Origin of the sequence: Micromonospora krabiensis (genome assembly GCF_900091425.1) — a bacterium.
Taxonomy (GTDB): Bacteria; Actinomycetota; Actinomycetes; order Mycobacteriales; family Micromonosporaceae; genus Micromonospora; species Micromonospora krabiensis.
In genome coordinates this window covers 393226-417310 of record NZ_LT598496.1, presented here as the reverse complement: position 1 = coordinate 417310, position 24085 = coordinate 393226, and the positions used below count along the sequence as shown (strand labels likewise).

The window sequence follows — 24085 nt, the reverse complement described above, 5'->3', positions numbered from 1 at the left end:
GGGATCAGTCGCTAGTGGACGTCTCTGGTCCAGTCGTGGCATAGCGGGCGGCGATGGTGCGAACGGCCTCGTCGACCACCTGGGTGACGCGCTCGGCGCTCACCTCCCAGCCCGGCACCAGGAGTGTCGGCCAGAAGACGTAGTTGGAGATCATGCCCAGGAACTGGGTGGCTGCGAGGTCAACGTCTTCGACCCGCACCGTTCCTGCTTCCTGCTCGGCTAGGAGATAGCCGCGTACGGACTCGAAGTAGGGCATCTTCCCGTGCAGGAACTGCGCGTGAGCCAGCTCGGGGAAACGCGGCAGCTCGGCGATGACGATTCGGAACAGGTCGGTCATCCGGGGCTGGCTCAACAGCTCGGCGTAGCGGCGACCGATGGTGCTGAGCCCGTCGACGAGGTTGCCCGCCGGCGGCGGACCCTCTTCGTCAGCTGTCGACCAGGACTCGGCGACGATGGCGCCGAACAGGGCAGCCTTGCTCGGAAACTGCTTGAACAAGGTGGCCCGCGAAACTCCCGAGCGCTCGGCGATCTGCGCCAGCGACGTCCGGTCGTAGCCCATCTCGAGGAACAGGGCGGTCGCGGCCGTCACGATCAGCGCGCGCTTCTCCTGGGCGACACGCTGGTGGTACGTCGTCACGATCCTGTTCATGGAGCGAGCATACGAGGTGAGTGGCTTGACTCGCCATTGAAGTCGACGTAGCGTCAGAGCAGAGATGAGTCACTCGACTCACCACCGGCCGACTTTCATCGCCGATGATCACGGTCGGAGACGCCTCATGCGGAAGGGACATCTGTTGACCCGCTTCGACAACCAGACCGTGTTCGTGACCGGAGGGACCGGCGGCCAGGGCTCAAGCCACGTACGCGCCTTTCACGCGGAGGGTGCGAACGTGATGATCGGCGACATCGACGCCGAACGCGGCGCCGCTCTCGCCGACGAACTCGGGCCGCGTGCTCGCTTCACCCGCCTCGACGTCACCGACGAGAGCTCGTGGTCCGCCGCTGTGCTCGCCACCGAAAGCGCCTTCGGCGCCCTGAACGTGCTCGTCAACAACGCGGGCGTCCAGAACCCGCCGGCACCGATCGAGAATACGGAGCAGGCCACGTGGTCGCGCATCCTCGACATCAACCTCACGGGGACCTTCCTCGGCATCAAGGTCGCCACCCCGGCTCTGCGGCGCGCGGCGGGGGGAGCCATCGTCAACATCGCCTCGACCATGGGTCTCGGCGGCACGGCCCAATACGCGCCCTACGTCGCCAGCAAGTGGGCCGTGCGCGGCCTCACCCGAACGGCAGCGCTCGAACTCGGCCGTGACCACATCCGGGTGAACACCATCCACCCCGGCGTCATCGCGACGTCCTTCATCACCGAACCAGCGGCCGGTGCCAGTGCGGCGATCGCCGACTTCTACTCACCGGAGCCCTTCGCCATCCCCCGCCTCGGCGAGCCGACCGACGTCACCCGTCTTCTCCTCTTCCTCACGTCATCGGACGCGTCGTTCATCACCGGTTCGGAGTACGTCGTCGACGGTGGGCTCCTCCTCGGCCCCGCCCTCCAGAAAGAGACCGCATGAGCACTCCAGACACGACCGGATCGAACGACGTCGCCCGAGACGCGTCGCTGTCCCACCTGCCCGACCCCATCCGGCGAGCCATCGAGATCACGCCCGCCGCGGGCACCCGGGAACGGATCATCGACATCACGACGCTGGGGCGCCGCACCGGCCGACCACGCCGCATCGAGATCTTCTTCTACCGAGCCGCGGGCGCGACTTACCTGTGCAGCGGCGCTGGCGGCGGCGCGACCGACTGGCATGCCAACCTTCTCGCCAATCCCACCTTCACCTTCCACCTGAAGAACGGGATCCGCGCAGATCTGCCCGCCCGGGCCACGCCGGTCACCGACCCAGCCGAACGTCAGGCCGTGCTGGCGGAGATCGTCGCGGATCTCAACCAGCCCCACGATCCCGGCACCATCCGGCCGACACGGCTCGAAGATTGGGCCGACAGCCGGCTGATGCGCGTCAGCTTCCGCCAGCGGTCGTAGTCGCGCTCCCCTCGCCAGATGACCCACTCCTAGGGATTCGGTGTGTCGCGCCTAGCGCGGCCTGGCGGCTGGTTGGCTCAGCCCAGTCGCGTACGCACCACCAGGTCGTGCAGGGCGTCGACAGCTGCCGGGTCGGCCTGCTCCGGCAGCGCCGAGTCATCCCGGGCCGCCTCGAGTTCGGCGCGCAGCCGCGGCACGTCGGTGGCGAGCCGTTCCGCGGTGCCCGCCGGGAGCGGCGCGTGCTCGCCCTCGCGTTTGGCGGCGATGAGATCCGGCACGTACGCCAAGCTCGTCCCGAGCACACCGAGGTCGGTCACCACACGGCCGGTCCGCATCAGGTGGATCCCGGTGAGCAGGACCCGCAGCGTGTACAGCGCGGGCTTGAGCTGCCCGGTCCGGGCGTACAACCTCTCCTGGCCGGCGGCGAACCCGAGGTAGTGGTGCGCGTGGTGGCGGGTGACCAGTCGCGGGGCCAGCGCGACGAGTTCGGCGTGCACCGCGGTGGTCACGACCACCAGCGGCGAGAGCAGCTGCTCCAGGACGTACCCGTTGCGGCTGTTCAACAGGGTGGCGAACTTCAGCAGATCGTGGCTGACCACGTCCAGTTCGACACCGTCGCGGACACCCGTGTGCTGCAACGTCTGCGGCCCGCTGCGCATCCCGACCACCTCCTGCGGCGCGAGCAGGTGCGCCGCCCGCAGATCCAGGTCGGAGTCGACGGAGGCGAACCCGTAGAGATGCGCGCCGCTGACGGTGGCGAACAGCAGCGGACGCGGCAGGGCACGGGCTGCCTCGGCGGCCCACCGCGGCACCTCGATGGTCACTGCAGGTTCCTTTCCCGTACGCCCGTGAGCAGCCGGTCCACGGCCTCCCGGTCGGGCTGTTCCGGCAGCGTGGTGGTGGCGGCCGCCGCGGCGAGCTCGACGAGCAGGTCCGCCGCCCAGGCGGTGACCTCGTCCCAGGCCAGCTCGCCGTGCCGCACCGCGAGCAACCGGTCGCGCAGGTGCCGAACGTCGACCAGCACCTCCCCCGTGCGCAACACGTGCGCACCGGCGAGCAGCAGCCGGATCATGTGCATGGCCTGCTTGTGGTTCGTCTCGCCGGTGCGCTCACGCCGGGCCGCCACCCGGTCGAGCTGATCCCGGGCATAGTGTCCGTACGTCTCGGCCACCCGCGTCGACAGGAACGCCCGCCGCGCCGCCAGTAACCGCTGCCCGTCCTCGGTAGCCGTCTCGACCAGCGGGGACCAGAGGACCTCCAGGACGGTCGGGTTGCCTTGCAGGGCGAGCAGGCAGAACCGCTCGAACTCCCAGGAGAACTGTTCCGCCGCCGGCCCGTCGAGGTGGGTGGGCGGCTTGTCGAGGCGCCAGAACGCGCGCGTGGGCGCCGCGTACACGCCACGCCGGTCGTAGTCGGAATCCGGGCCGTGCAAGCCGTACGCCCGGGATCCGACCACGACGGCGAGGACTGTGTGCCGTTCGACAAGCTCGATCACGCCCGGGAACGCTACCCAACGTCGCCCCACCTGCGTGATCGTTTTTCTCAGCCGGACCGGGCGCGGCAGCCTTCGTCCGCGCGGTACGCCTTCCAGGTCTCGGCCGGCGTGAACGGAACGGGTGCGGGCCGCTGCACCACCGTCGTCAGCTCGATCCGCCGACCTTCGGTTGCCGACCGGAGCAGGGCGGTCATCGTGTCGAGTACGTGCAGCGCGACGTCGCCGCCGGCCCGCGGTGGACGCTGATCGTCGGCTCGGACGAGGTCGATCAGCCCGATGCCCCGGGAAGCCTCGGCGTAACCGGCCCCCGGTTCGAGAACGCGCCATCCGGTGCCGCCAAGGGCGAAGAGGCGAACCTCACCGTCGAACTCGTTCGGATCGGGTACGGCGAGCGTGCCGGTCTCCCCATGCACCTCGATCGGCGCGGCCGTCGTCGCGACGGCGTCGAAGCTCGTGGTGATGGTGGAGAGAGCACCGTTGTCGTGCTCGAGCACGCCGGTCACGTGGGTGTCCACCTCCGCCGGGATCCGCTGGCCGCTGCGCGGGCCCGAGCCGATGACGCGCTCGGCGCGCAGGCGGCTGGCGGCTCCACGCACCGAGCGAACCGGCCCGAGCAGGTGGATGAGCGCCGAGATGTAGTACGGCCCCATGTCCAGCAGCGGGCCACCGCCCGGGGTGTAGTAGAAGTCGGGGTTGGGGTGCCAGCGCTCGTGCCCGGGGGTGACCATGACGGCCGTGGCGGACATCGGGCGACCGATGAGCCCGCCGTCGATCGCCGCCCGCGCGGTCTGCGTACCCGTGCCCAGGACGGTGTCCGGCGCGCACCCGACGCGGACACCCGCCGACGCGGCCCGTTCGAGGATCGAGTGGCCGTCCGGGAATGCCACGGCGAGCGGCTTCTCGACATACACGTTCTTGCCCGCCTCGATCGCGCGCAGCGAGATGTCGGCGTGCGCCGCGGGGATCGTGAGGTTGAGCACCGTCTGCACGTCCGGGCGGGCGAGCAGGCCGTCGACGCTCACCGCCTCGGCGCCGGGAATCGTGGCCGCGACCGCGGCCGACCGGGTGGCGTCGAGGTCAGCCAGCGCGGCGATGCTCACCGCGGGGTGGTTCGCGAGTGTGTCGAGGTAGGCGCGGGAGATGACCCCGAGACCTACGACGCCGACGCGGTGCGGGTCGCCCACACCATCCCCCTCTCGATGATGGTCCGGACGTCGGCGCGCTCCAGCACGTCCAGGCTGTGTCCCGGAGTCGTCACGACGATGCGCCCGGCCCCCCAGAGTCGGGTCCAGATCGCCGGCGAGGTGACCGGCCGGTGCCACGGATGCCACGGCTGCGTGGGGTGGGTGGTGACCGCCAGTACGTCGATCAGGTCGTCGTGCAGCACCCAGTACTGCTCGGTGACCAGCTCGAAGTCCTCGATTCCCGCGGTGATCGGGTGCTCCCGGCCGAGGTCGGTGAGGCGCACCGTGTGCGGCAGGAAGTTGTCCTCCGGGCCACCGCGACGCTGGCACGGCTCCTGCCCCGGATGGGTCGCGAACTGGCCGCCCACCAGATGCAGGTAGTCCGATGACGCGCGGAACGAGTCCACGATGCCGCCGTGCCAGCCGGTGAAGCCCGTACCGGCGACGACCGCCGCACTGAGGCCCGCCAACTGGTCCGAGGTGATCTGCGACATCGTCACGCACTGCACGACGAGGTCGGTGTCGGCCATCTCGGCGGCGTCGGCGTAGATCTCCGTCGACTCCTCGATCCGTACGGCATAGCCGTTCCGTTCGAGGAAGGGGAGGAACAACTCCGTCGCCTTGACCGGCTGGTGTCCCTCCCATCCGCCCCGAACCACCAGTGCTCTCCGCTGTGCCACCCTCGCTCCCTCCCACGGCCCGTCGCCACCGGACCGGTGTTCCCGCCCCGCCGACGGGCCGCCGACGCCCGTGCGTGTCGGGCACTGAAACCGTACTCATGGTTTCCGCCGACGCCAGCGCCCCCGGACTCTCGTTCCGCCTCCTGCCCGGTCCACTGAGGCCGCAGCGCCGACGTTTACCATCTTCGATCGTGATCTCGACCGTGTGGCGGCTGCTCACCCGCCAGATCGACACCAACCCGGCTCAGGACGACGCCGTGCTGCGCGAGGCGTGCACGCAGGCGCGGTACGGCTCCGACGACGGGCCGGCCCGAGCGGCGTTGGCCGCCACCCGAGGTGACCACGACCGTCGGGCCCGCTACGTGCGCGTACTCGCCGAGTCGACCGCCGGCGGGTTGGGATCACGAATCGACCGAACGACCGGCCGGGTCGACACCACCGCCGCCTGGACCGACCGTTGGGCGGCGCGCACCCCCACCAACCCGGATGCCCAGCTCGTACGTGCCCGGTCCCTGATGGCACGAGCCTGGGAGGTGCGCGGCGGGGACTGGGCCGCCACGGTGCGCCCGGAGCAGTGGGCTGAGTTCGGCCGCCTGCTGCACCTGGCCGAACAGGTGAACGACGTGGCGATGCGGCTCGCGCCCGAGGACCCCACGCCGTGGGCGATCCGGCTGGATCTCATGGTCGATCAGAGCGCGCCACCGGAGGATGTCGAGGAGACCTGGCGTGAGTTGATCCGGCGGGACCCGTGGCACCGGGAGGGACACGTACAGAAGCTGACCTACCACTGCCGGAAGTGGGGCGGCTCGCACGAGGCGATGTTCGGCTTTGCCCGGTCGGTCGCGGCCACGGCACCCGCGGGCTCGCCGCTGCATGTGCTGCCGGTGCGGGCCGCCGCCGAGTGGGCGCTGTGGGAGCAGGAACGCGAGACCCCTGGTGCCACCGCCGAGGAGATCGGCCAGCGGTGGCAGCAGGATCCGGTCCTGCAGTCCGACCTCGACAACGCGCTGGAGCAGTGGTTCCGCCAGCCGGCCGGTCGGCACGCCGATTGGCTCAACGACCTGAACTTCCTGGCGTACGGCTTGGCACGCACCGGCCGTGACGCGGACGCCGCGCCGGTCTTCGCGTCGATCGGCCGGTACGTGACCGGGGTGCCGTGGGCCTGGTGGGGCGACACGCGCGGCGACGCCGCTTTCATCCGTGCCCGTCGTCGCGCCCGGGCAGCCTCGTCGCGCGCCTGACGCCGATCTCTCGGCCTCCGCCGCGTTGGCCGACCTGTCACTGAGCCTGCGCGCGCGTGCGGCCGTATTCGGCCAGGGCGTGGAACGCGGCCTTCGGCGTCCAGGAGCCGTCCGGCAGCACCCGCACGATGCCGCGCGCGGCCAGGTCGTAGTCGTGCTCCGGGTCACCGGTGGTCGGTAGGTGCCGGTTCGCGAACGTGTACACGAACGCCGCCTCCACCCCGCCGGCCTCGTAGTCGCGCAGCAGGCCCAGGACGTATCGGGCCTGGCCGTCCTCGTCACGCTCCAACTCCGCGGTGAGCTTCGCGGCGCGACCGTGCTCGTCGTACGTGACCGGCTCCGTCGCTCCCGCGACGTCTCCCGCGCCGCGGAAGGTGCAGCAGCCGAACTCGGTCGCGGCATAGGGCTTGCCCTGCCGCACCGCCGCCGCCAGGCTTTGCGGAAACGCCGCGGCGTTGGTCGCGTCGCGGTAGCCGGCGTCGCTGGCGACGATGTCGAACAGCGACCAGTCGACATCCTCCAGCGGAATCGAGGCGTAGCCGATGGGGCCGCCGAACCGCTCCCGCACCGCGGGCACCGCCTCGGCGAGGAAGTCGCGTACCGCGGCTCGCGCGGCCGGGACCGCCTTCCGCATCCGCATCGGATCGGTGAACAGCGTCATGCGCTCTGCCAGGTCTCGGCCCGGCAGGAAGCCGTCGTTGAACATGGAGATCTCGGAGCCCGTGAGGTACACGATCGAGGCGCCGCCGCGTCGCAGGCGCTCGGCCCGTTCCGCACCGTCGAGCAGGAACCCCATGAGCCCGTCGCGGTCCAGGCCGTTGGTGAACGGGCTGTACCACACCTCAAGCCCCGCCTCGGCGGCGTATCGCGCGGCCAGCTCCAGCCGGTCCTGGACACCGCCCGTGACACGCACCGCGTCGCAGCGCAGCTCGTCACGGATCACGCGCAGGTCACGCCGCACGGTCTCGGGGACGAACGGTTCGTGGGTCGTGGAACCGGCGCTCACGAAGCCGGTGTCGTAGTTCATGCCGAATACGCGCATCGGAAGGCCCCCTCAATTTAAGGTACGCGGCGTACCCTATAGGGTACGTCCAGTACCCTGCAAGGCATGAGCACGAGGCGCCGGGGTGAGGAGCTGGAACAGGCGATCCTGCAGGCAGCGGCGGAGGAGCTGCGCGAGGCCGGCTACGCCGGAATGACCATGGATCGGGTCGCCGCCCGCGCCAGGACGAACAAGAACGCCATCTACCGCCGGTGGCCGCATCGGGCCGCGCTGGGTATCGCGGCGTACCGCCACCTGTCCGACGCCGTCATGCCGAACCCCGACACGGGCACCCTGCGGGGCGACGCGCTCGAAATGCTTCGGCGGGCGAACGAGACGTGGTCCTCGCCGCACGGGGCGGTCCTCCGCGGCCTACTCGCGGCTGCGGCGGATGATCCGGCACTGCTCGCCCTCATGCGCGAACGGTCGGGCGCCGACACTATGGACCGTGCCTGGCTGACCATTCTCGAACGCGCCGTGGCACGCGACGAGGCGCCGCCGACGGCCGTCCATCCACGCGTCGCAACAACCCCGATGATGCTGCTGCGAGCCGAGTACGCGATGCGCGGCATCCCCTCGGTCCCCGACGAGGTCCTGGTCGAGATCGTCGACGAGGTCTTTCTGCCGCTCGTACGCGGCCGCGCGCGGGCGTAGGTTCGCCGGCATGTCCGACCTGCCGCTCACGTCCGCGTTCACGGTCTTCACCGAGCAAGACTCGGGATGCCTGTCCTACGGCGTCGAGGAGGCCGGGCGCCGCTGGTTCGTCAAGCAGGCCACCACCGAGCAGGCCCGGTCCTCGCTTCTCCGGGCCGCGCGGTTTCACACTGCGGTTCAGCATCCGGCGATCGTCCATCCCGCGCGGGTCCTCGACGGGCCTGACGGACCCGTGCTGATTTACCCCTGGCACGACGGCAGGGTGCTCAATCACGCCACCAGGCACGGCTCGGACCGAGCCGCGCTCGCCCGGTTCCAACAGTTGCCCCTGCACGACGTCGAGGCAGCTGTCACCAGGGTCCTCGACGCGCATGTGGCCGTCGCGGCGGCCGGCCATGTCGCCGTCGACCTGTATGACGGCTGCTTCCTCTACGACTTCGGCAGTCGACGGATGTGGCTGATCGACCTGGACGAGTACCGGCCCGGGCCCTTCCTCCTCGAATGGGACCGCCTGCCCGGGTCCCGCCGCTATATGGCCCCGGAGGAGTTCGTTCGTGGTGCGGTCATCGACCAGCGGACCACGGTGTACACCCTCGGCCGCACCATCCAGCACCTGCTCGACTCCCCACACGGCTGGCGCGGCACGCCAGCCCAACGCCGGCTCACGGCCCACGCCACCCGACCCGCACCTGAAGATCGACACCCCGACGTGGCGACGCTGGTCGCCGAGTGGCGGTCCACCTGCACCGCCCGAGAGGGGCATTGGTCGGCATGAAATGTCGTTGCGTAGCCGGCAGGCCGTGCCACTAAGCTGATGGCATGATCAGCTCGTACGCGTTCCCGGTGGCGTCCCCCGACGTCCGGTGTGGCGCGCTGCGACGCCGACGGTCCCGCGACCGCCTGCGCTGAGCGATCTTCTCTGCGACCGGCGGATCGAGCCGCCGGTCATCATCGATCGTCCTCGGTCCGCCCGCATCCTCATCCGGTGATCCGCGCCGCGGATCCGAGCGAGATCGGCGTACTCATGGATCTGGAGAAACTTCTGACCGACCGGCTTGCTCCGGCGTTCGCGACGGTGGCGGGCGAACCGGTCGACCCGGTGATAAGGCGCTCGCAGCGGGCTGACTTCCAGTCCGACGCGGCGCTGGCACTGGCCCGGCGACTCGGCCGGCCGCCGCGCGCCATCGCCGCCGAGGTGCTGCGGCACGCTGAGCTGGCCGACCTGTGCAGTGTGGCGGAGCTGTCCGGCCCGGGGTTCCTCAATCTGACTGTCGCCGACGACGCCTTGGCTGGGCTGGTCTCCGCGCTGGCCGTCAGTCCGCGGCTGGGCGTGCCCGTGGCCGCCGTGCCGGAGACGGTGGTGGTCGACTACTCGGCGCCGAACGTGGCGAAGGAGATGCACGTCGGGCATCTGCGGTCGACGGTGATCGGCGACGCGGCGGCCCGGCTGCTGGAGTGGCTGGGCCACCGGGTGCTGCGGGCCAACCACCTGGGCGACTGGGGAACCCCCTTCGGCATACTGATCGAGCACCTGGTCGACGTGGGCGAGGCCGAGGCGGCGCAGGAGCTGTCGATGGGTGACCTGGACTCGTTCTACAAGGCGGCCCGGGCGAAGTTCGACGCCGACGAGGCGTTCCGGGAACGGTCGCGGCGGCGGGTGGTGGCGTTGCAGGGCGGCGACGAGGTGACCCTGCGGCTGTGGCGGTTGCTGGTGGAGCAGTCCGAACGGTACTTCCTGGCCGTGTACGACCTGCTCGACGTGACCCTCACCAAGCGGGACTTCCACGGTGAGAGCAGCTACAACGACCTGCTCGGCCCGGTCGTGGAGGACCTGGACCGACTCGGACTGCTGCGGGAGAGCGAGGGGGCGGCCTGCGTGTTCCCGCCCGGCTTCGTTGGTCGCGACGGCGAGCCGCTGCCGTTGATCGTGCGCAAGTCCGACGGCGGGTATGGCTACCCGGCGACCGACCTCGCGGCGATCCGGCATCGGACCGACACGCTGAGCGCGACCCGGCTGCTCTACGTGGTCGGGCTGCCGCAGCGGCGACACTTCGAGATGGTGTACGCCGCCGCCGCGCAGGCCGGGTGGCTGGCCCCGCCGGCCCGGGCCGAGCACGTCGGGTTCGGCTCCATCCTCGGGCCGGACGGGCGGATGCTGCGCAGCCGGGCCGGCGGATCGGTGAAGCTGGTTGGGCTGTTGGAGGAGGCGATCGCTCGGGCGACCGCGCTGGCCCGTCAGCGGAACCCGGAGCTGGGCGAGGCTGAGGCGGCCGAGGTGGGCCGGGCGGTCGGCGTCGGCGCGATCAAGTACGCCGACCTGTCCAGTGACCGGCACCGGGACTACGTGCTCGACTGGGAGGGGATGCTCTCGCTGGACGGCAACACCGCGCCCTACCTCCAGTACGCGTACTCGCGGATCCGGTCGATCTTCCGGCGGGCCGGGGTCGCGGTCCGGCCGGAGGCCGGGATCTCACTGGCCGAGCCGGCCGAGCGGGCACTCGCCTTCGAGCTGGTCGGCTTCGCCAGGGTGGTCGACGAGGTGGCGGTGAACCTGGAGTTCCACCACCTCGCCGGTTACCTGTACCGGCTGGCCGCCGCGTTCAGCACGTTCTACGAACGGTGTCCCGTGCTGCGGGCCGACGGGCCACTGCGGGAGAGCCGGCTGGTGCTCTGCGACCTGACCGCCCGGGTGCTCCGGCAGGGGCTGCACGTGCTCGGCATCCGGACCCCCGAGCGGATGTGATCAGCTCCGTGATCCGGCGCAGCGCGGACCGACCGGCCGCGCACGGCTCGCTCCACCACGGGTCGCATCTCGGCGAGCAGGGCACGCCGTCCGGCACGGTGACCTAGGGTGAGAAACCGGCACGGCCACTGTCGTCCGACGGGCGACGCGGGCGTCCGGTTCATGGCCTCCGGCCTTCATGTTTCCAGCCGAAGAACGGACCGATGACCGAGGGAACACCGACCGCCGACGTCCGCCCCGTCCACCCCTGCTGAGATGGACTGGGCCGGATGGGCGCTGTTCGGCCTGGTGGCCACCGCCGCGCTCACCGCGGCACAGATCACCGCTCAACTGGCCGGCCTCACCCGTCTCGACTTTCCCCTGCTGCTCGGCACCCTCGTCACCGAGGATCCCGACCGGGCCCGGGTCATCGGGTTCTTCATCCACCTGGGCGCCGGTCAGGGCTTCGCGCTCGGCTACGCGGCCACGTTCGCCCTGCTGGACCGTGCCACCTGGTGGATCGGGGCGCTGCTGGGGACCGTCCACGTCGGGATCGCGCTGACGGTGCTCCTGCCGCTGCTTCCGGGTGTCCACCCACGCATGGCGTCCCAGCGGGCGGGCCTGGCCAGCACGGCCGTCCTGGAGCCGCCGGGCCTGTTCGCCGTCAACTACGGCGTCCAGACGCCCGTGGTCTCGGGTGTCGTCCACGTCATCTACGGGGTGGTCCTCGGGCTACTCCTGCACGCCGGGTGACCCGCGCCAGCTCTCGTGAGGAGCGATCCGCATGACCGGTGGGTCCGACCCGACGTCCGTCCGTCCCCCGGCGCCGATCAGCGACTACGGCTTGCTGGGTGACACCCGCACCGCCGCCCTCGTGGCCGCCGACGGCGGGATCGACTGGTTCTGCGTGCCCCGCTTCGACGGCGAGCCCCTCTTCGGCCGGCTGGTCGGAGGGCCCGAGGCGGGAACGTTCCGGGTCGGCCCGGCCGCATCGGCCACACCCGTGCAGCGGCGCTACCGGCGGCACACCGCCACGCTGGAGACGACCTGGGCCGTGGGCGGCGGCCGGCTCACCCTCACCGAGGCCATGCTGGCCGAGGTCAGCGGCCGGCTGCTCCCCACGACACTGATCGTGCGGCGGCTGTCGGCCGAGGCCGCGCCGGTCGACGCCGTCGTCGAGTTCGATCCCCGCCTCGGCGTACGGCACCGTCGGCCCCGGGTGCACCGCCGGGGTCCGGCCCTGGCGTGTCAGTGGGGGGCCCTCGCGGTCTCGCTGGACACTTCGGAAGACCTCACCATCGAACCCGGCCGGCCCGCCCTGATCAGGATCGGACCGGGCCGGCCGGTCACCCTCGTGTTGGCCGTGGCCTACCGCGAACCGCTGATCCACGTCGATCCCGGGTGGGCGTGGGAACTGCTCGGCGAGGACGAGGAGCGCTGGCGGGCCTGGACCGCCGAGATCGACGGGTCGCTGCCGTTCCGGGAAGAGGTCGTACGAAGCCTGCTCACGATGCGGCTGCTGACCTACTCGCCCTCGCGAGCGCCGGTGGCCGCACCCACGACGTCACTGCCCGAAGAGCCCGGCGGAGTACGCAACTGGGACTACCGCTACGTCTGGCCGCGGGACGCCAGCATCGGCGTGAGCGCGTTCCTCAGCGTCGGCAAACCGGACGAGGCCCGTGGTTTCCTCGCGTGGCTGCTGCACGCCAGCCGGCTGCAGCGGCCACGCCTACCGGCGCTACTCACCCTTGACGGCCGCGACGTACCGGCGGAACGGGAACTTCCCGGCTGGCCCGGTTATCTCGGCAGCGTCCCGGTGCGGATCGGCAACGGCGCCGCCGGGCAGCACCAGCTCGACGGCTACGGCTGGGTGATCGACGCCGCCTGGGCGTTCGTGCAGGCCGGGCAGCCCCTCTACAGCGAGACGTGGCGGGCGGTGCGCGGCTTCGCCGACGTGGTCGCCCGCTGCTGGCGGGAGCCCGACGCCGGCATCTGGGAGGTCCGCCAGCCCGCCCAACACGTCCACTCGAAGCTCATGGGCTGGCTCGCTCTGGACCGGGCCCTGCGCATCGCCGACACCCACCCCATACGACGCCGTCAACGTCGACGCTGGCTGGAGGCACGCGACGGCATCACCGCCGAAATCCGGTCCTCCGGCTTCAACCCGACGGCGGCCAGCTACGTCCGCACCTACGGCTCGGCGGATCTGGACGCGGCCCTGCTCGTGCTGCCGCTGCTGGAGATGGATAGCATCGAGTCACCCCGGGTGCGCGGCACCGTCGACGCCATCCGGGACGGACTGTCCGCCGGCGGTCCGCTTCTCTACCGCTACCCGCCCGGACGGGACGGTCTGCCGGGGACCGAAGGCGCGTTCCTGCCCTGCTCGTTCTGGCTGGTCCAAGCTCTCGCCCGCACCGGACGCCGCGCCGAGGCGATAGAGATGTTCCGGGCCATGCTCGAGTACGCCAGCCCTCTCGGCCTCTACGCCGAGGAGCTGGATCCCGCGACCGGCGCCCAGATCGGCAACTATCCGCAGACGCTCACGCACGCGGCGCTCGTCCAGGCCGCGCTCGCCATCCGGGACGCCCCCGTTGGCTGAACTCGCTCCCGTGGACTCGTCCCCGGCCGCCGGACGCGAGGCCGGACGGTCACGACGCGGCCGTCGGCTGCGGCGGGGTGGTGAAGGGCACCTGGGTCGGGGCCGGGTCGGCACGCTCCGCCAGCGGATGTGTCCAGAGTCCGCGGTCGCGCAGGATCGGTAGGACGCCCTCGGCGAACCAGTACGCCTCCTCCAGGTGCGGGTAGCCGGAGAGGATGAACTCGGTGAGGCCCAGCGCGTGGTACTCGGCGATCCGGTCGGCGATCTCGGCGTGGCTGCCGACGAGCGCGGTGCCGGCACCACCGCGAACCAGTCCGACGCCGGCCCACAGATTCGGTGCCACCTCCAGCCGGTCCCGCGCACCCCCGTGCAACGCGATCATCCGTCGCTGCCCCTCCGACTCGCTGCGCGCCAGCCCGGCCTGCACGGCGGCGATGTCCGCGTCGGGGATGCCGGCGAGCAGCCGCCGCGCCTGTGCCCAGGCCTGCTCGCTGGTGTCGCGGGTGATGACGTGCAGGCGGATGCCGTACCGCAGGTGCCGGCCGGCCTCGGCGGCCAGGCCACGGATGCGGGTGAGCTTCTCCGCCACCTGCTGCGGCGGTTCGCCCCAGGTGAGATAGACGTCGCTGTGGCGGGCGGCGACGGGGCCGGCGGCGCCGGACGACCCGCCGAAGTAGATCTCCGGCACCGGGTCGGGGCGGGCGGCCAGCCGGGCCTGCTCGACCCTCAGGTGGGTGCCGTGGTGGGTGACGGTCTCGCCGCGCCACAGGGCGCGGACGATGTGCAGGAACTCGTCGGTACGCGCGTACCGCTGGTCCTTGTCGAGGAAGTCGCCGTACGCTCGCTGTTCGTGTGATTCACCGCCGGTGACGACGTTGAGCAGCAGCCGTCCCCGGGACAGGCGTTGGAACGTCGAGGCCATCTGCGCCGCCAGGGTCGGCGAGAGCAGGCCGGGGCGGAACGCGACAAGGAACTTCAGCCGCTCGGTCACCTCGGCCAGCATCGCTGTGGTCAGCCAGGCGTCCTCGCACCATGCCCCGGTCGGGGTGAGCGCGCCGACGAAGCCGAGCTGCTCGGCGCTGCGTGCGATCTGGCCCAGGTATGCCACCGTCGGCGGCCGGGCGCCGCCCGCCGCGCCGGCAGGCAGTCCGTGCCCGCCGCCGACGATGTCCCGGCTGTCCCCGTTCGTCGGGAGGAACCAGTGGAACGTGAGGGTCATGGTCGCTCCGATCAGCGTGGTCAGTACAACGAACCGGCACCATACCTATATTTCCTATCGGCTCAATAGAGTATCGTGGTCGACCTGACACCCTCGATCGGCGGCCCGGAGGGCGCCGGTCAGCCGAGAGGAGAGCAGCGGCGATGGCTTCGACCGTGGTGGTGTCCGGCAACCCGCGACCGGCATCGCGCACCTTGGCACTGGCAACGGCGATCGGCGACCTGCTCGCCCGCAGGCACGGCACGGACGACACGGGGGTGGTCGACGTCGCCACGCTCGGCGCCGGTCTGCTGAGTTCCGGCGATCCCGCCACGGCCACGGCCCTCGACCTGGTGCGCGGCGCCGACCTGCTGGTCGTCGCGACGCCCACCTACAAGGGCACCTTCACCGGTGTTCTCAAGGTGCTCCTCGACCACCTGCCGGCCCGGGCACTCGACGGCACGACCGCGGTCCCGGTGGTCATCGCCGGCGTGGCGCAGCAGGCCTCTGCGGCTGCGTCGCACCTGGCGGAGCTGCTGAGAGAGTTGGGCGCCGACGTGGTGCCCGGGCTCGCCGTCGTCGAGGCGGAGCTGGCCGACGTGCCGGCCGTCGCGGCGACGTTCGCCGCGACCCTCACGCTGCGGGAGCCGTCGCCGCGCTGAGCCAGCCTGGGGAGGATCTCGCTCGGCGCGCGGGGCGGGTGTGGAGGCGGCCGTTCGGTCGCCTTCCCCACGCCTGCCGGGTCGACCCGCGACGGGCGGGGCGAGTCGGGCCGACGCCGGCGAGGGTGGCGTCGTCGTAGTCGGGGACGACCAGCATCGCGCGACCCTCCCGGCACGGGCAGCCGCTGGGGCGCGTGCTCCGGCGCCCGGGCCCGCCACGTCTCCCGCTCGCGGCGACCGGCAGGCGGCACCCTTCGCTACCGAAGGGCGGACAAGCCCTTGAAATCCTACTTGGTAAGTAGGAAAATCGGAGTCATGTCCAGGGCTCGCCTGCTCACCTCCCGCCGGGTCGTCGACCTGATGCGGGTCGCCTCGCAGCTCTGTTTCGCCTGAGGCGCGACCGCCTGACCGGCTCCCACCCCGCCGCTCGTCGAGTTCGCCCAGTTGCAGACCGGTAGGGGCGGCTCCGCACGATGTCCGCCGGCGCCACCGCGTTTTCTTCCGTCCCGACCGGACTCCACCCTCTCCCCCGATCTCGTCGTTCGACCCGGGAGGTTTTCGATGACCACCGTCACCCCGACCGACAGCGACACCTTCACCCGCGACTGGGCCGACTGGCACCGCCGGCGCGAGGAGGCGCTGTCCGACCCGCACGGCTTCCTCGCCGTCACCGGGCTGCACTGGCTCACCCCGCAGCCGCAGCGCTTTCCCGACGCACCTGGGCAGTGGCACACCGACGAGAACGTCGTCGTGGTCACCCTCGGCGACGGCGAGGCAATCACCGTCGCCGGGCGGCGGGTGACGGGTCGGCACACGTTCGGGCCCATCGCGGAACGCGGCGGCGGCGTCGTCGGAGTGGACGGCGGTGTGGTGGAGATCGCCCGCCGGGGAGGGCGGGACATCCTCCGACCACGGCGCCCGGACCACCCGTTGCGCGTCGCGCACCGCGGCACTCCCGCGTACCCGCCGACGCCGCAGTGGGTCCTGACCGGCCGGTACGTACCCTTCGACGTGCCCCGGCCGACGACCGTGGGCGCCGCGGTGGAGGGGCTCGAGCACGTCTACGACGCGCCGGGACGAATCGAGTTCGCGCTCGACGGTCTACCCCTGTCCCTGACCGCGTTCGACGGCATCGCGCCAGGAAGCCTCTCGGTGCTGTTCACCGACACCACCGCCGGCGTGACGACCTATCCGGCTGTCCGGTCCCTCGCCGTCGCGGCGCCGGACGAGCACGGGCTGGTGACGCTCGACTTCAACCGCGCGACCAACCTGCCCTGCGCCTACACCGACTTCGCGACCTGCCCGCTGCCACCGGCGGAGAACCGGCTCCCGGTCGCCGTCGAGGCGGGAGAGAAGCTCCCGTACGAGCGGCAGTCGCCCTCCGCGCAGTCCTGACCGTCCGCCACCCGCCAACGGGAGGGAACGCCATGACCGAGCCCGCCGACAGCCCGTCACCCATCGAGGCAGATGGGGACACCTTGCGGACCCTGCTGCGCCACCAGGCCAGCACCGTCACCGTGATCACCGCACCCGGCCGTCCCGCGGCTGGTTTCACCGCCACGTCGTTCACCTCGGTGTCGCTGCGTCCGCCGATCGTGTCGTTCTGCCTGAACCTCGCCTCGTCCAGCTGGCCCACCATCTCCCAGGCCCGGCACGTGGGCGTACACCTGCTCGCCCGTCACCAACGGGAGCTGGCCCGGACGTTCGCCACTAGCGGCATCGACCGGTTCGCCGCGCCGACGCGGTGGCGGCAGGGACCCGAGGGGGTGCCGATCCTCGACGGCACCCTGGCCTGGTTGCTGTGTCGGGTGGTCGACCGGGTGGTGGTCGGCGACCACGCGATCGTGCTGGCCGAGCCGGAGCTGCTGCGCCACGCCGACGTGGGCTCACCGCTGCTCTATCACCGGGGTCGGTACGCGGACCTTTCGGAGGACGCCGAAAGGGTGGCCCGGCTCGTGGCCTGACCGTCGCGCGACCACCGGCGGACGGGTTGGATCGGCGGAGGCGCCGGCCCGGCAACCCGCCGGGCCCTCTTCGGCAGCCGGCGCCTCACCTCGAGACCGACCCGACTTCGATCACCAGGAGGTTGCCATGCGCGCGATCGTCGCCGCTCCCGACACCGGCCCACGCTGGCGGCTGGCCGACGTGGCGGAGCCCGTTCCGCGGGCCGACCAGGTCCTCGTGGAGGTCGAGCACGTGTCGGTCAACCACGGGGAGGTCCGGCATGTGGCCGCCTGGCCGGCGGGGGCGGTGCTCGGCCACGACGCGGTCGGGCGTGTGCTGCGGGCCGCCGCGAGCGGAACCGGTCCCCGCGTCGGCGACCGGGTGGTCGCCCTCGGGCCGGGAGCGTGGGCGCAGCGGGCCGCGTTCGACGTGGACGCGGTCGCCGTGCTTCCGTCCGGCCTGGACGGCGCCGCTCTCGCGGCGTTGCCCACGGTCGGACTCACCGCGCTGCGTGCCCTGCGCTCGTCCGGTCCGCTGCTGGCGAGTCGGGTGCTGGTGACCGGCGCGTCCGGCGGAGTGGGACGGATCGCCGTACAGCTCGCGCGGCGCGGCGGCGCCCGGGTCATTGCGGTGGTCGGCGCGCCGGAGCGGGCCGACGGGCTGGCGGAACTCGGCGCCGACGAGGTCGTGGTGGGGGTGGAGGCCGTCGCCGGCCCGGTCGACGTGGTCGTGGAGACGCTCGGGGGCGGCCACCTGAGCGCGGCCTGGCGGCTGCTCTCCCCCGGCGGGGTGCTGCACAGCATCGGCTGGGCCTCGGGCGATCCGGCGACGTTCCCGGTCAACTCCACGTTCGCCCCGGGCGCGGCCCGCAGCCTGCGCTCGGCCGGGGACGCCAGCGCGCCGGGCGCCGACCTGGCGCTGCTCGTGGATCTCGTTCGGACCGGCGCCCTGCACGTTCCGGTGGGGTGGCACGGTTCCTGGCGACGACTCGACGACGCCGCGGGCGCGCTGCTCAGCCGCCGGGTGCTCGGCAAGGTGCTCCTCGATGTCGACTGAGGAGCGCGGCCCGGCTGCGCCGGGGCGGGCGTCTCGGCGTCGCGCTCCGACCCTCCCGCCGCACACATGGCCCGCATATCCTATAGACTTAGTAGGATTAGCGTCAACCCGCGGGGCTCCCCGCGTGCGAAAGGTGACATCCGCTCACGCATTTATTGACATCACCGGGTCCAGCGAGTGGACTCGGCTCATGTCCAGCGAGCTGCGGTTGATCATCCGCGGCCACATCGACTTCGGTCGGGTGTGGTCGAGCTCCTGTCGGCACTGACCCGGCACCCGCACCCGTGCCCGGCGCGCCGACCCGGCCCGCCGCGGTGGGGCTCATCGCCGAGCTGACCGCCACGTCCTTCACCGTCGACGTCGCCGCCGGTACGCGCATCGCGCGCTACCGCTGCCTCGTCGTACCCGCCGTCGCCTGTCTGGACAGGAGATACCGTCATGCCCGCGCACCGCCTGCGCCTGCTCGCCGCCGCCCTCGCCACGCTGACCGTCACCGTCACCGTCGGCGGCTGCGCCACCGACAGCACCCCACCGGCCGGCCCCGCCGGCCAGCCGCGCTCCGGCGGCGCCCTGACCTGGGCCGTCGAGACCGAACCGATCACCCTCAACCCGCACCAGTACGCGCAGGCCAAGGCACGCCTGCTGGTCTGGAACACGTTCGAATCCCTACTCACCTACGACGATCAGGGCAAACTGGTGCCCTGGCTGGCTACCGGCTGGCAGGTGAGTCCGGACGGCTTGTCCTACACCGTCGCCCTGCGCGACGGGGTCAGCTTCTCCGACGGCACGCCCTTCGACGCCTCCGCCGTCAAGGCCAACGTCGACAAACTGCGGGAGCCCGGCTACGCGGCGGCCGTCGCCGCCGTACAGCTGCGCAACCTCAAGACCGTCGACGTGGTCGACCCGCGTACGGTGCGCTTCACGCTCACCACCCCCGACGTGCTCATCCTTGACTTCCTCGCCTCACCACAGGGCGCCCAGGTCTCCCCCCGATCGCTGCGGGAGGCGAAGAACCTCAAGGCAGGCGGCACCGACGTCGCCGGCACCGGCCCGTTCGTGCTCGACCGCTACGTGCCCGGCCAGGAACTGCACTACCGCCGCAATCCCGCGTACAACTGGGCGCCCCCCACCGCCGCCCACACCGGACCCGCCTACCTCGACGGCATCACCTACCGGTTCCTGAAGGAGTCCGCCGTCCGGGTCGGCGCGCTCACCTCCGGCCAGGTGCAGCTCATCGAGGGCGTGCCGGCCACCGACGAGCCGCTGATCACGGCGAATCCGAAGCTGCGGCTCACCCGGGAGCTCAACTCCGGCTCGGCCTACTCGTACTACTTCAACGTCGGCCACGCCCCGTTCGACGACCTTCGGGTCCGCCAGGCGTTCCGGGAGGCCCTCGACGTCGACACCGTGCTGCAAGCGGTCTACCGGGGCAGCGCGACCCGGGCGTGGAGCGTGGTCAGCCCGTCCAGTCCGCTCTACGACAAGCGCCTCGAGGGCCGCTTCGGCGGCGACGCCGACCGGGCCAACGCGCTGCTCGACGAGGCCGGCTGGACCGGACGCGACGCCGACGGATACCGGGTCAAGGACGGCAAGCGGCTCACCGTCCGACTGTTCCAGTCCGCGCCGTTCGTCCGCGACCGCCGCGACATCCTCGCCCAGGCCGTGCAGGCCGCCGTCAAGCAGAGCGCCGGCATCGACCTGAAGGTCTCCCTCGTCGACCAGGGCACCGCCCAGGACGCCCTCGACAAGGGCGAGTACGAGATCTTCGACAACTCCCGCGCCGACACCGACGCGGGCGCCGCGCTGAAACTGCTGCTGCACTCCACCGGCGCCATCAACCGCACCAGGGCCAACGACCCGCAGCTCGACAAGCTCCTCGACGCCGGCCAGGCCACCGCCGACCCCGCCCGACGCGCCGGCATCTACGCCGACCTGCAACAACGGGTCGTCGCCGACCAGGCCCTCGTCCTACCCCTCTACGCCCCGGCCGACCAGATCGCCGCCGCCACCAGCGTCGGCGGCGTCCGCTTCGAACCCACCGCCGGCGTACCCGCCAGCGCTTACGACCTGTGGATCGGCAAGTGACATGGGACCGACAACCCTGCGACCGGTGATCCGCCGGATCACCACCGGGCTGGTGGTCCTCTGGGCCGCGGCCAGCGCCGCCTACCTGGCGCTGCTGGCCGCCCCCGGCGACACCGTCGACAGCATCATCGGCGACGGGGCCGACACTCCGCAGATCCGCGCCGAAATCGTCACGGAGTGGGGCCTGGACCGGCCGGCGATCGTGCAGTACCTCGACTACCTGCGCCGGCTCGCCGTCGGTGACCTCGGCCGCTCCTACCTGATGCAACGCCCCGTCACCGAGGTGATCGGCGACCAGATCGCCCCCACTCTCGCCCTCGCCGTCACCGCCGCCGGGCTGGGTGTGCTGCTCGCCGTGACCCTCGCGGTCGCCACCGCCGGCGACCGCCGGCGGTGGCTGCGCCGAGCCAGCTCCGGCGTCGAACTGCTGATGGTCTCCACCCCACCCTTCCTGATCGGCATCGTGCTGCTGAGCGTGCTGTCGTTCCGGTTCGGACTCTTCCCGGTCTCCGGCGACCAGGGAGCGGCCGCCCTGGTGCTGCCAGCGGTCACCCTCGCGCTGCCCATCGCCGGCCTGCTCGCCCAGGTGCTGCGCGACGGCCTGGAACGGGCCCTCGACGAGCCGTTCGTGCTCACCGCACGCGCCCGGGGCGTGCGAGAGCGGGCGGTCCTGCTCCGCCACGCTCTACGGCACGCCCTGCTGCCGGCCGTCACCCTCGCCGGTTGGCTGTTCGGCATCCTGCTCGGCGGTGCCGTCATCGTCGAGCAGGTGTTCGGCCGTCCCGGCCTCGGCCAGGTCACCCTCACCGCGGTGACCAGCAAGGACATGCCGGTGGTCCTGGCCGTGGTGACCCTCTCCGCCGCCGTGTACGTGGTGGTCAACACCGCCGCCGACCTCGCTTACCTGCTCGTCGACCCGCGACTGCGAAGGACCTGACGATGACCGTGACCCTGGGCGGCGTGGCCGCCGACGTCACCGCGGTCAGCCCCGCCGCCGACCCGCCCGTCGAGGCCGTCCGCCGCCGGTTCCGGCCGCGCCCCGGCGTGCTCGCCGCCGGGGCGTACCTCGGGCTGCTGCTCCTCGCCGCCGTCTGGCCGGCGGCGCTGACCCGCGCCGACCCGCTCGCCGCCGACCCGCTCACCGTGCTCTCCCCGCCGAGCCCGACGCACTGGTTCGGTACCGACCACCTCGGGCGGGACGTCGTCGCCCGGGTGGTGCACGGCGCTGGGCATTCGCTCACCATCGGCCTGGCCGCCACCGCCATCGCGGTGACCGCCGGGGTGCTGCTCGGCCTGCTCGCCGGGCTCGGGCACCGGGCGGCCGACGAGACGCTCAGCCGCTCCTTCGACGCCCTGTCGGCGTTCCCGATGCTGCTACTGGCCCTGCTCTTCATCGCCGTCACCGGCCCCGGCACGGTCAGCCTGATCATCGCGATCGGCGTCGCCACCCTGCCGCACCACGCCCGGGTGGTCCGGGCGCAGACGCTGCTGGTGCGCCGGGCGGGCTACGTCGAGCAGGCGGCGACTTTCGGACTGACCCGCGGGCGGCTGGTGCTGCGGCACGTGCTGCCCAACGTGCTCGGACCGGTGCCGGTCATCGCCGTCATCGGCCTCGGCGAGGCGATCCTCGCCGCGTCCGGGCTCAGCTTCCTCGGCATGGGACCGCAACCCCCCTCCCCCGAGTGGGGTGCGATGCTCTCCGAGGGGCGCAACTACCTCCAGGTCGCCTGGTGGATCAGCATCCTTCCCGGCGCGGCGGTCACCCTCACCGTGGTGGCGCTGACCGTCGTCGGCCGCCACTGGCAGGCGCGCTTCGACGGGCGGCACGTGTGATGGCCCCCCTGGTCGCGGTCGAGGACCTGTACGTCACCTTCCCCACCCCGGCCGGGGAGGTGCACGCCGTCCGCGGCGTCACGCTCACCGTCGAGCCGGGCGAGTGCGTCGCCATCGTCGGGGAGTCCGGCTCGGGCAAGAGCGTCACCGCCCGTACCCTCGTCGGCCTCGCCGGGCCGACCGCACGGGTCCACGCCACCCGGCTGGAATTGGCCGGGGCCGACGTGCGGCGCCACCGGCCCCGGGACTGGCGGCGGGTCCGGGGCCGCCTCGCCGGGCTCGTCCTGCAGGACGCGCTGGTCTCCCTCGACCCGCTGCGTACAGTCGGTGCCGAGATCGGCGAGGTGCTCACCACCCACGGCATCGTCAGCCGGCGGGAACGCGCCGGCCGCGTCGCGCACCTGCTCGACCAGGTGCACGTACCGCAACCGCAGCGCCGGGCCCGGCAGTACCCGCACCAGCTCTCCGGCGGCCTGCGGCAACGCGCGCTCATCGCCTCGGCCATCGCCGGTGAACCGGCCCTGCTCATCGCCGACGAACCCACCACCGCGCTCGACGTCACCGTCCAGGCCCAGATCCTGCGCCTGCTCGCCGAACGGCGGGCCACCGGGCAGAGCCTGCTGTTGATCAGCCACGACCTCGCCGTAGTCGCGCAGATCGCCGATCGGGTCCTGGTCATGCGCGACGGTCGCGTCGTTGAACAGGGTCGCACCGGCCCGCTGCTGCGCGCGCCGTCGCACCCGTACACCCGACAGCTGCTCGACGCCGTGCCGTCGGCGTCCTCGCGCGGCCATCGGCTCAGCCCCGCCACCCCGGTCCGGGCGACGCCCGGCGCCGGGCGGGGCCGCACCGCACTGCCGCCGCGCCCGGAGATCCGGGCCGGCGACGTCGTGCTCGACGCGGTGGCGCTGACCAAACGGTACGGCGAGCGCACCGTGGTCCGGGACGTCTCGCTCACCGTCGCCCGTGGTGAGACCGTCGGCCTGGTCGGGGAATCCGGTTCCGGCAAGAGCACCGTCGCCCGGATCGTCGCCGGCCTGCTGGACCCCGACCACGGTAGCGTCACCTTCGAACGGACCCCGTGGTCGGCCGTACCGGAACCGTCCCGCCGTCCGCTGCGCCGCCGGCTCCAGGTCATCTCGCAGGACCCTCTGGGCTCGTTCGACCCGCGCTACACCGTCGCCCGGATCGTCGCGGAGAACCTCGACGCCGACGTCCCTCGCGCCGACCGCCGCGACCACGTGGCCGCGCTGCTGGGCCGCGTCGGACTCACGCCGGACCTGCTCGACCGGCATCCCCGGGCGCTCTCCGGTGGGCAGCGACAACGGGTCGCCATCGCCCGGGCCATCGCACCCCGCCCCAGCCTCATCATCTGCGACGAACCCGTCTCCGCCCTCGATGTCTCTGTCCAGGCCCAGGTGCTCGATCTGCTCGCCGACCTGCGGGCCGCCGACGGGACCGCCCTGCTGTTCATCTCCCACGACCTGGGCGTGGTGCACCACCTCAGCGACCGGGTCCTCGTCATGCACGACGGCGCGGTGCTCGAACAGGGACCCGTCGGCGACGTCTTCACCTACCCGCAGCACGACTACACCCGCTCCCTGCTCGACGCGCTCCCCACGCTCGTCACCGCCGGCTGACCG

General features: G+C 72.0%; 23 protein-coding genes. 16 read left to right on the top strand and 7 right to left on the bottom strand.

Translation table 11 applies throughout. The features are described 5' to 3' along the window. Nucleotides 1-4 precede the first annotated feature (4 nt). On the bottom strand, nucleotides 5-649 hold the full coding sequence (locus GA0070620_RS01875; RefSeq protein ID WP_091587934.1) for a TetR/AcrR family transcriptional regulator: 645 nt from the start codon (nucleotides 647-649) through the stop codon (nucleotides 5-7). A gap of 145 nt (nucleotides 650-794) precedes the next feature. Between GA0070620_RS01875 and GA0070620_RS01870 the strand changes: the two genes are divergently transcribed. Both GA0070620_RS01870 and GA0070620_RS01865 read left to right on the top strand, forming a co-directional pair. Continuing rightward, the gene (locus GA0070620_RS01870) at nucleotides 795-1574 is read left to right on the top strand and encodes a glucose 1-dehydrogenase (protein WP_091587933.1); all 780 of its coding nucleotides are present in this window, start codon (nucleotides 795-797) and stop codon (nucleotides 1572-1574) included. Then, entirely contained in the window at nucleotides 1571-2047 is a 477-nt protein-coding gene (locus GA0070620_RS01865; protein WP_091587931.1) for a nitroreductase/quinone reductase family protein, read from the top strand. Before GA0070620_RS01870 ends, GA0070620_RS01865 begins: the two co-directional genes overlap by 4 nt. Nucleotides 2048-2124: 77 nt before the next feature. Here the strand turns inward: GA0070620_RS01865 and GA0070620_RS01860 are convergent, their stop codons facing one another. Genes GA0070620_RS01860 through GA0070620_RS01845 form a run of 4 tightly spaced genes read right to left on the bottom strand, consistent with a single transcriptional unit; the run spans nucleotide 2125 to nucleotide 5406 of the window. After that, nucleotides 2125-2871 carry a nucleotidyltransferase domain-containing protein gene (locus GA0070620_RS01860; RefSeq protein ID WP_091587928.1) on the bottom strand — a complete coding sequence of 249 codons (747 nt, stop codon included), beginning with the start codon at nucleotides 2869-2871 and terminating at the stop codon, nucleotides 2125-2127. Beyond that, the gene (locus tag GA0070620_RS01855) at nucleotides 2868-3542 is read right to left on the bottom strand and encodes a nucleotidyltransferase domain-containing protein (RefSeq protein ID WP_091587926.1); all 675 of its coding nucleotides are present in this window, start codon (nucleotides 3540-3542) and stop codon (nucleotides 2868-2870) included. Before GA0070620_RS01855 ends, GA0070620_RS01860 begins: the two co-directional genes overlap by 4 nt. A gap of 47 nt (nucleotides 3543-3589) precedes the next feature. Continuing rightward, nucleotides 3590-4726 carry a Gfo/Idh/MocA family protein gene (locus tag GA0070620_RS01850; RefSeq protein WP_091587923.1) on the bottom strand — a complete coding sequence of 379 codons (1137 nt, stop codon included), beginning with the start codon at nucleotides 4724-4726 and terminating at the stop codon, nucleotides 3590-3592. Beyond that, complete coding sequence (locus GA0070620_RS01845) at nucleotides 4696-5406, bottom strand: ThuA domain-containing protein (RefSeq protein ID WP_091587921.1); 711 nt, start codon at nucleotides 5404-5406, stop codon at nucleotides 4696-4698. Before GA0070620_RS01845 ends, GA0070620_RS01850 begins: the two co-directional genes overlap by 31 nt. A 191-nt stretch (nucleotides 5407-5597) precedes the next feature. On the opposite strand from GA0070620_RS01845, the gene GA0070620_RS01840 reads away from it, so the two are divergent. Beyond that, nucleotides 5598-6647 carry a DUF4034 domain-containing protein gene (locus GA0070620_RS01840; protein ID WP_091587918.1) on the top strand — a complete coding sequence of 350 codons (1050 nt, stop codon included), beginning with the start codon at nucleotides 5598-5600 and terminating at the stop codon, nucleotides 6645-6647. Nucleotides 6648-6684: 37 nt separating this feature from the next. Here GA0070620_RS01840 and GA0070620_RS01835 read toward each other — a convergent pair whose 3' ends face one another. After that, a complete protein-coding gene (locus GA0070620_RS01835) occupies nucleotides 6685-7689 on the bottom strand; it encodes a hypothetical protein (RefSeq protein ID WP_091587915.1) in 1005 nt (334 codons plus the stop codon). Nucleotides 7690-7755: 66 nt separating this feature from the next. On the opposite strand from GA0070620_RS01835, the gene GA0070620_RS01830 reads away from it, so the two are divergent. The 5 genes from GA0070620_RS01830 (at nucleotide 7756) to GA0070620_RS01810 (ending at nucleotide 13664) form a co-directional block, all read left to right on the top strand. Continuing rightward, on the top strand, nucleotides 7756-8343 hold the full coding sequence (locus tag GA0070620_RS01830; protein ID WP_091587912.1) for a TetR/AcrR family transcriptional regulator: 588 nt from the start codon (nucleotides 7756-7758) through the stop codon (nucleotides 8341-8343). 10 nt (nucleotides 8344-8353) lie between these two features. Beyond that, nucleotides 8354-9118: a protein kinase family protein gene (locus GA0070620_RS01825; protein ID WP_091587909.1), complete on the top strand. Its 765-nt coding sequence runs from the start codon at nucleotides 8354-8356 to the stop codon at nucleotides 9116-9118. A gap of 249 nt (nucleotides 9119-9367) precedes the next feature. Next, nucleotides 9368-11086 (top strand): arginine--tRNA ligase, encoded by a 1719-nt coding sequence (argS, locus tag GA0070620_RS01820; RefSeq protein WP_091597790.1) that lies wholly within the window; start codon nucleotides 9368-9370, stop codon nucleotides 11084-11086. A 255-nt stretch (nucleotides 11087-11341) separates the two neighbouring features. Then, nucleotides 11342-11818, top strand: a complete 477-nt coding sequence (locus tag GA0070620_RS01815; RefSeq protein WP_091587907.1) for a hypothetical protein — start codon at nucleotides 11342-11344, stop codon at nucleotides 11816-11818. Nucleotides 11819-11849: 31 nt separating this feature from the next. Next, on the top strand, nucleotides 11850-13664 hold the full coding sequence (locus GA0070620_RS01810; protein WP_091587905.1) for a glycoside hydrolase family 15 protein: 1815 nt from the start codon (nucleotides 11850-11852) through the stop codon (nucleotides 13662-13664). Nucleotides 13665-13713: 49 nt separating this feature from the next. Here the strand turns inward: GA0070620_RS01810 and GA0070620_RS01805 are convergent, their stop codons facing one another. Further along, nucleotides 13714-14883: an LLM class flavin-dependent oxidoreductase gene (locus GA0070620_RS01805; RefSeq protein WP_091587903.1), complete on the bottom strand. Its 1170-nt coding sequence runs from the start codon at nucleotides 14881-14883 to the stop codon at nucleotides 13714-13716. 143 nt (nucleotides 14884-15026) lie between these two features. Here GA0070620_RS01805 and GA0070620_RS01800 point away from each other — a divergent pair, with 143 nt between their 5' ends. The 8 genes from GA0070620_RS01800 (at nucleotide 15027) to GA0070620_RS01765 (ending at nucleotide 24082) form a co-directional block, all read left to right on the top strand. After that, nucleotides 15027-15524: an NADPH-dependent FMN reductase gene (locus GA0070620_RS01800; protein ID WP_091587901.1), complete on the top strand. Its 498-nt coding sequence runs from the start codon at nucleotides 15027-15029 to the stop codon at nucleotides 15522-15524. A gap of 561 nt (nucleotides 15525-16085) precedes the next feature. After that, nucleotides 16086-16919 (top strand): DUF1684 domain-containing protein, encoded by an 834-nt coding sequence (locus GA0070620_RS01795; RefSeq protein WP_091587899.1) that lies wholly within the window; start codon nucleotides 16086-16088, stop codon nucleotides 16917-16919. 32 nt (nucleotides 16920-16951) lie between these two features. After that, the gene (locus GA0070620_RS01790) at nucleotides 16952-17488 is read left to right on the top strand and encodes a flavin reductase family protein (RefSeq protein WP_091587897.1); all 537 of its coding nucleotides are present in this window, start codon (nucleotides 16952-16954) and stop codon (nucleotides 17486-17488) included. Nucleotides 17489-17615: 127 nt separating this feature from the next. Then, complete coding sequence (locus GA0070620_RS01785) at nucleotides 17616-18524, top strand: zinc-binding dehydrogenase (protein WP_091587895.1); 909 nt, start codon at nucleotides 17616-17618, stop codon at nucleotides 18522-18524. A gap of 438 nt (nucleotides 18525-18962) precedes the next feature. Then, nucleotides 18963-20609, top strand: coding sequence for an ABC transporter substrate-binding protein (locus GA0070620_RS01780; protein ID WP_091587893.1), 1647 nt, complete (start codon nucleotides 18963-18965; stop codon nucleotides 20607-20609). Nucleotide 20610: 1 nt separating this feature from the next. Beyond that, on the top strand, nucleotides 20611-21546 hold the full coding sequence (locus GA0070620_RS01775) for an ABC transporter permease (protein WP_091587891.1): 936 nt from the start codon (nucleotides 20611-20613) through the stop codon (nucleotides 21544-21546). A gap of 2 nt (nucleotides 21547-21548) precedes the next feature. Next, nucleotides 21549-22442 carry an ABC transporter permease gene (locus tag GA0070620_RS01770; protein WP_091587889.1) on the top strand — a complete coding sequence of 298 codons (894 nt, stop codon included), beginning with the start codon at nucleotides 21549-21551 and terminating at the stop codon, nucleotides 22440-22442. Then, entirely contained in the window at nucleotides 22442-24082 is a 1641-nt protein-coding gene (locus GA0070620_RS01765; RefSeq protein ID WP_091587886.1) for a dipeptide ABC transporter ATP-binding protein, read from the top strand. Before GA0070620_RS01770 ends, GA0070620_RS01765 begins: the two co-directional genes overlap by 1 nt. The last annotated feature ends 3 nt before the right edge of the window (nucleotides 24083-24085 follow it).

Excerpts from the sequence above, each read along its gene's own strand:
- GA0070620_RS01805 (WP_091587903.1), bottom strand. The coding sequence starts at position 14,883 with ATGACCCTCACGTTCCACTGGTTCCTCCCGACGAACGGGGACAGCCGG.
- GA0070620_RS01875 (WP_091587934.1), bottom strand. The coding sequence starts at position 649 with ATGAACAGGATCGTGACGACGTACCACCAGCGTGTCGCCCAGGAGAAG.
- GA0070620_RS01835 (WP_091587915.1), bottom strand. The coding sequence starts at position 7,689 with ATGCGCGTATTCGGCATGAACTACGACACCGGCTTCGTGAGCGCCGGT.
- argS (WP_091597790.1), top strand. The coding sequence starts at position 9,368 with ATGGATCTGGAGAAACTTCTGACCGACCGGCTTGCTCCGGCGTTCGCG.
- GA0070620_RS01765 (WP_091587886.1), top strand. The coding sequence starts at position 22,442 with ATGGCCCCCCTGGTCGCGGTCGAGGACCTGTACGTCACCTTCCCCACC.
- GA0070620_RS01770 (WP_091587889.1), top strand. The coding sequence starts at position 21,549 with ATGACCGTGACCCTGGGCGGCGTGGCCGCCGACGTCACCGCGGTCAGC.
- GA0070620_RS01815 (WP_091587907.1), top strand. The coding sequence starts at position 11,342 with ATGGACTGGGCCGGATGGGCGCTGTTCGGCCTGGTGGCCACCGCCGCG.
- GA0070620_RS01825 (WP_091587909.1), top strand. The coding sequence starts at position 8,354 with ATGTCCGACCTGCCGCTCACGTCCGCGTTCACGGTCTTCACCGAGCAA.
- GA0070620_RS01790 (WP_091587897.1), top strand. The coding sequence starts at position 16,952 with ATGACCGAGCCCGCCGACAGCCCGTCACCCATCGAGGCAGATGGGGAC.
- GA0070620_RS01865 (WP_091587931.1), top strand. The coding sequence starts at position 1,571 with ATGAGCACTCCAGACACGACCGGATCGAACGACGTCGCCCGAGACGCG.
- GA0070620_RS01800 (WP_091587901.1), top strand. The coding sequence starts at position 15,027 with ATGGCTTCGACCGTGGTGGTGTCCGGCAACCCGCGACCGGCATCGCGC.
- GA0070620_RS01810 (WP_091587905.1), top strand. The coding sequence starts at position 11,850 with ATGACCGGTGGGTCCGACCCGACGTCCGTCCGTCCCCCGGCGCCGATC.
- GA0070620_RS01830 (WP_091587912.1), top strand. The coding sequence starts at position 7,756 with ATGAGCACGAGGCGCCGGGGTGAGGAGCTGGAACAGGCGATCCTGCAG.
- GA0070620_RS01780 (WP_091587893.1), top strand. The coding sequence starts at position 18,963 with ATGCCCGCGCACCGCCTGCGCCTGCTCGCCGCCGCCCTCGCCACGCTG.
- GA0070620_RS01795 (WP_091587899.1), top strand. The coding sequence starts at position 16,086 with ATGACCACCGTCACCCCGACCGACAGCGACACCTTCACCCGCGACTGG.
- GA0070620_RS01785 (WP_091587895.1), top strand. The coding sequence starts at position 17,616 with ATGCGCGCGATCGTCGCCGCTCCCGACACCGGCCCACGCTGGCGGCTG.
- GA0070620_RS01775 (WP_091587891.1), top strand. The coding sequence starts at position 20,611 with ATGGGACCGACAACCCTGCGACCGGTGATCCGCCGGATCACCACCGGG.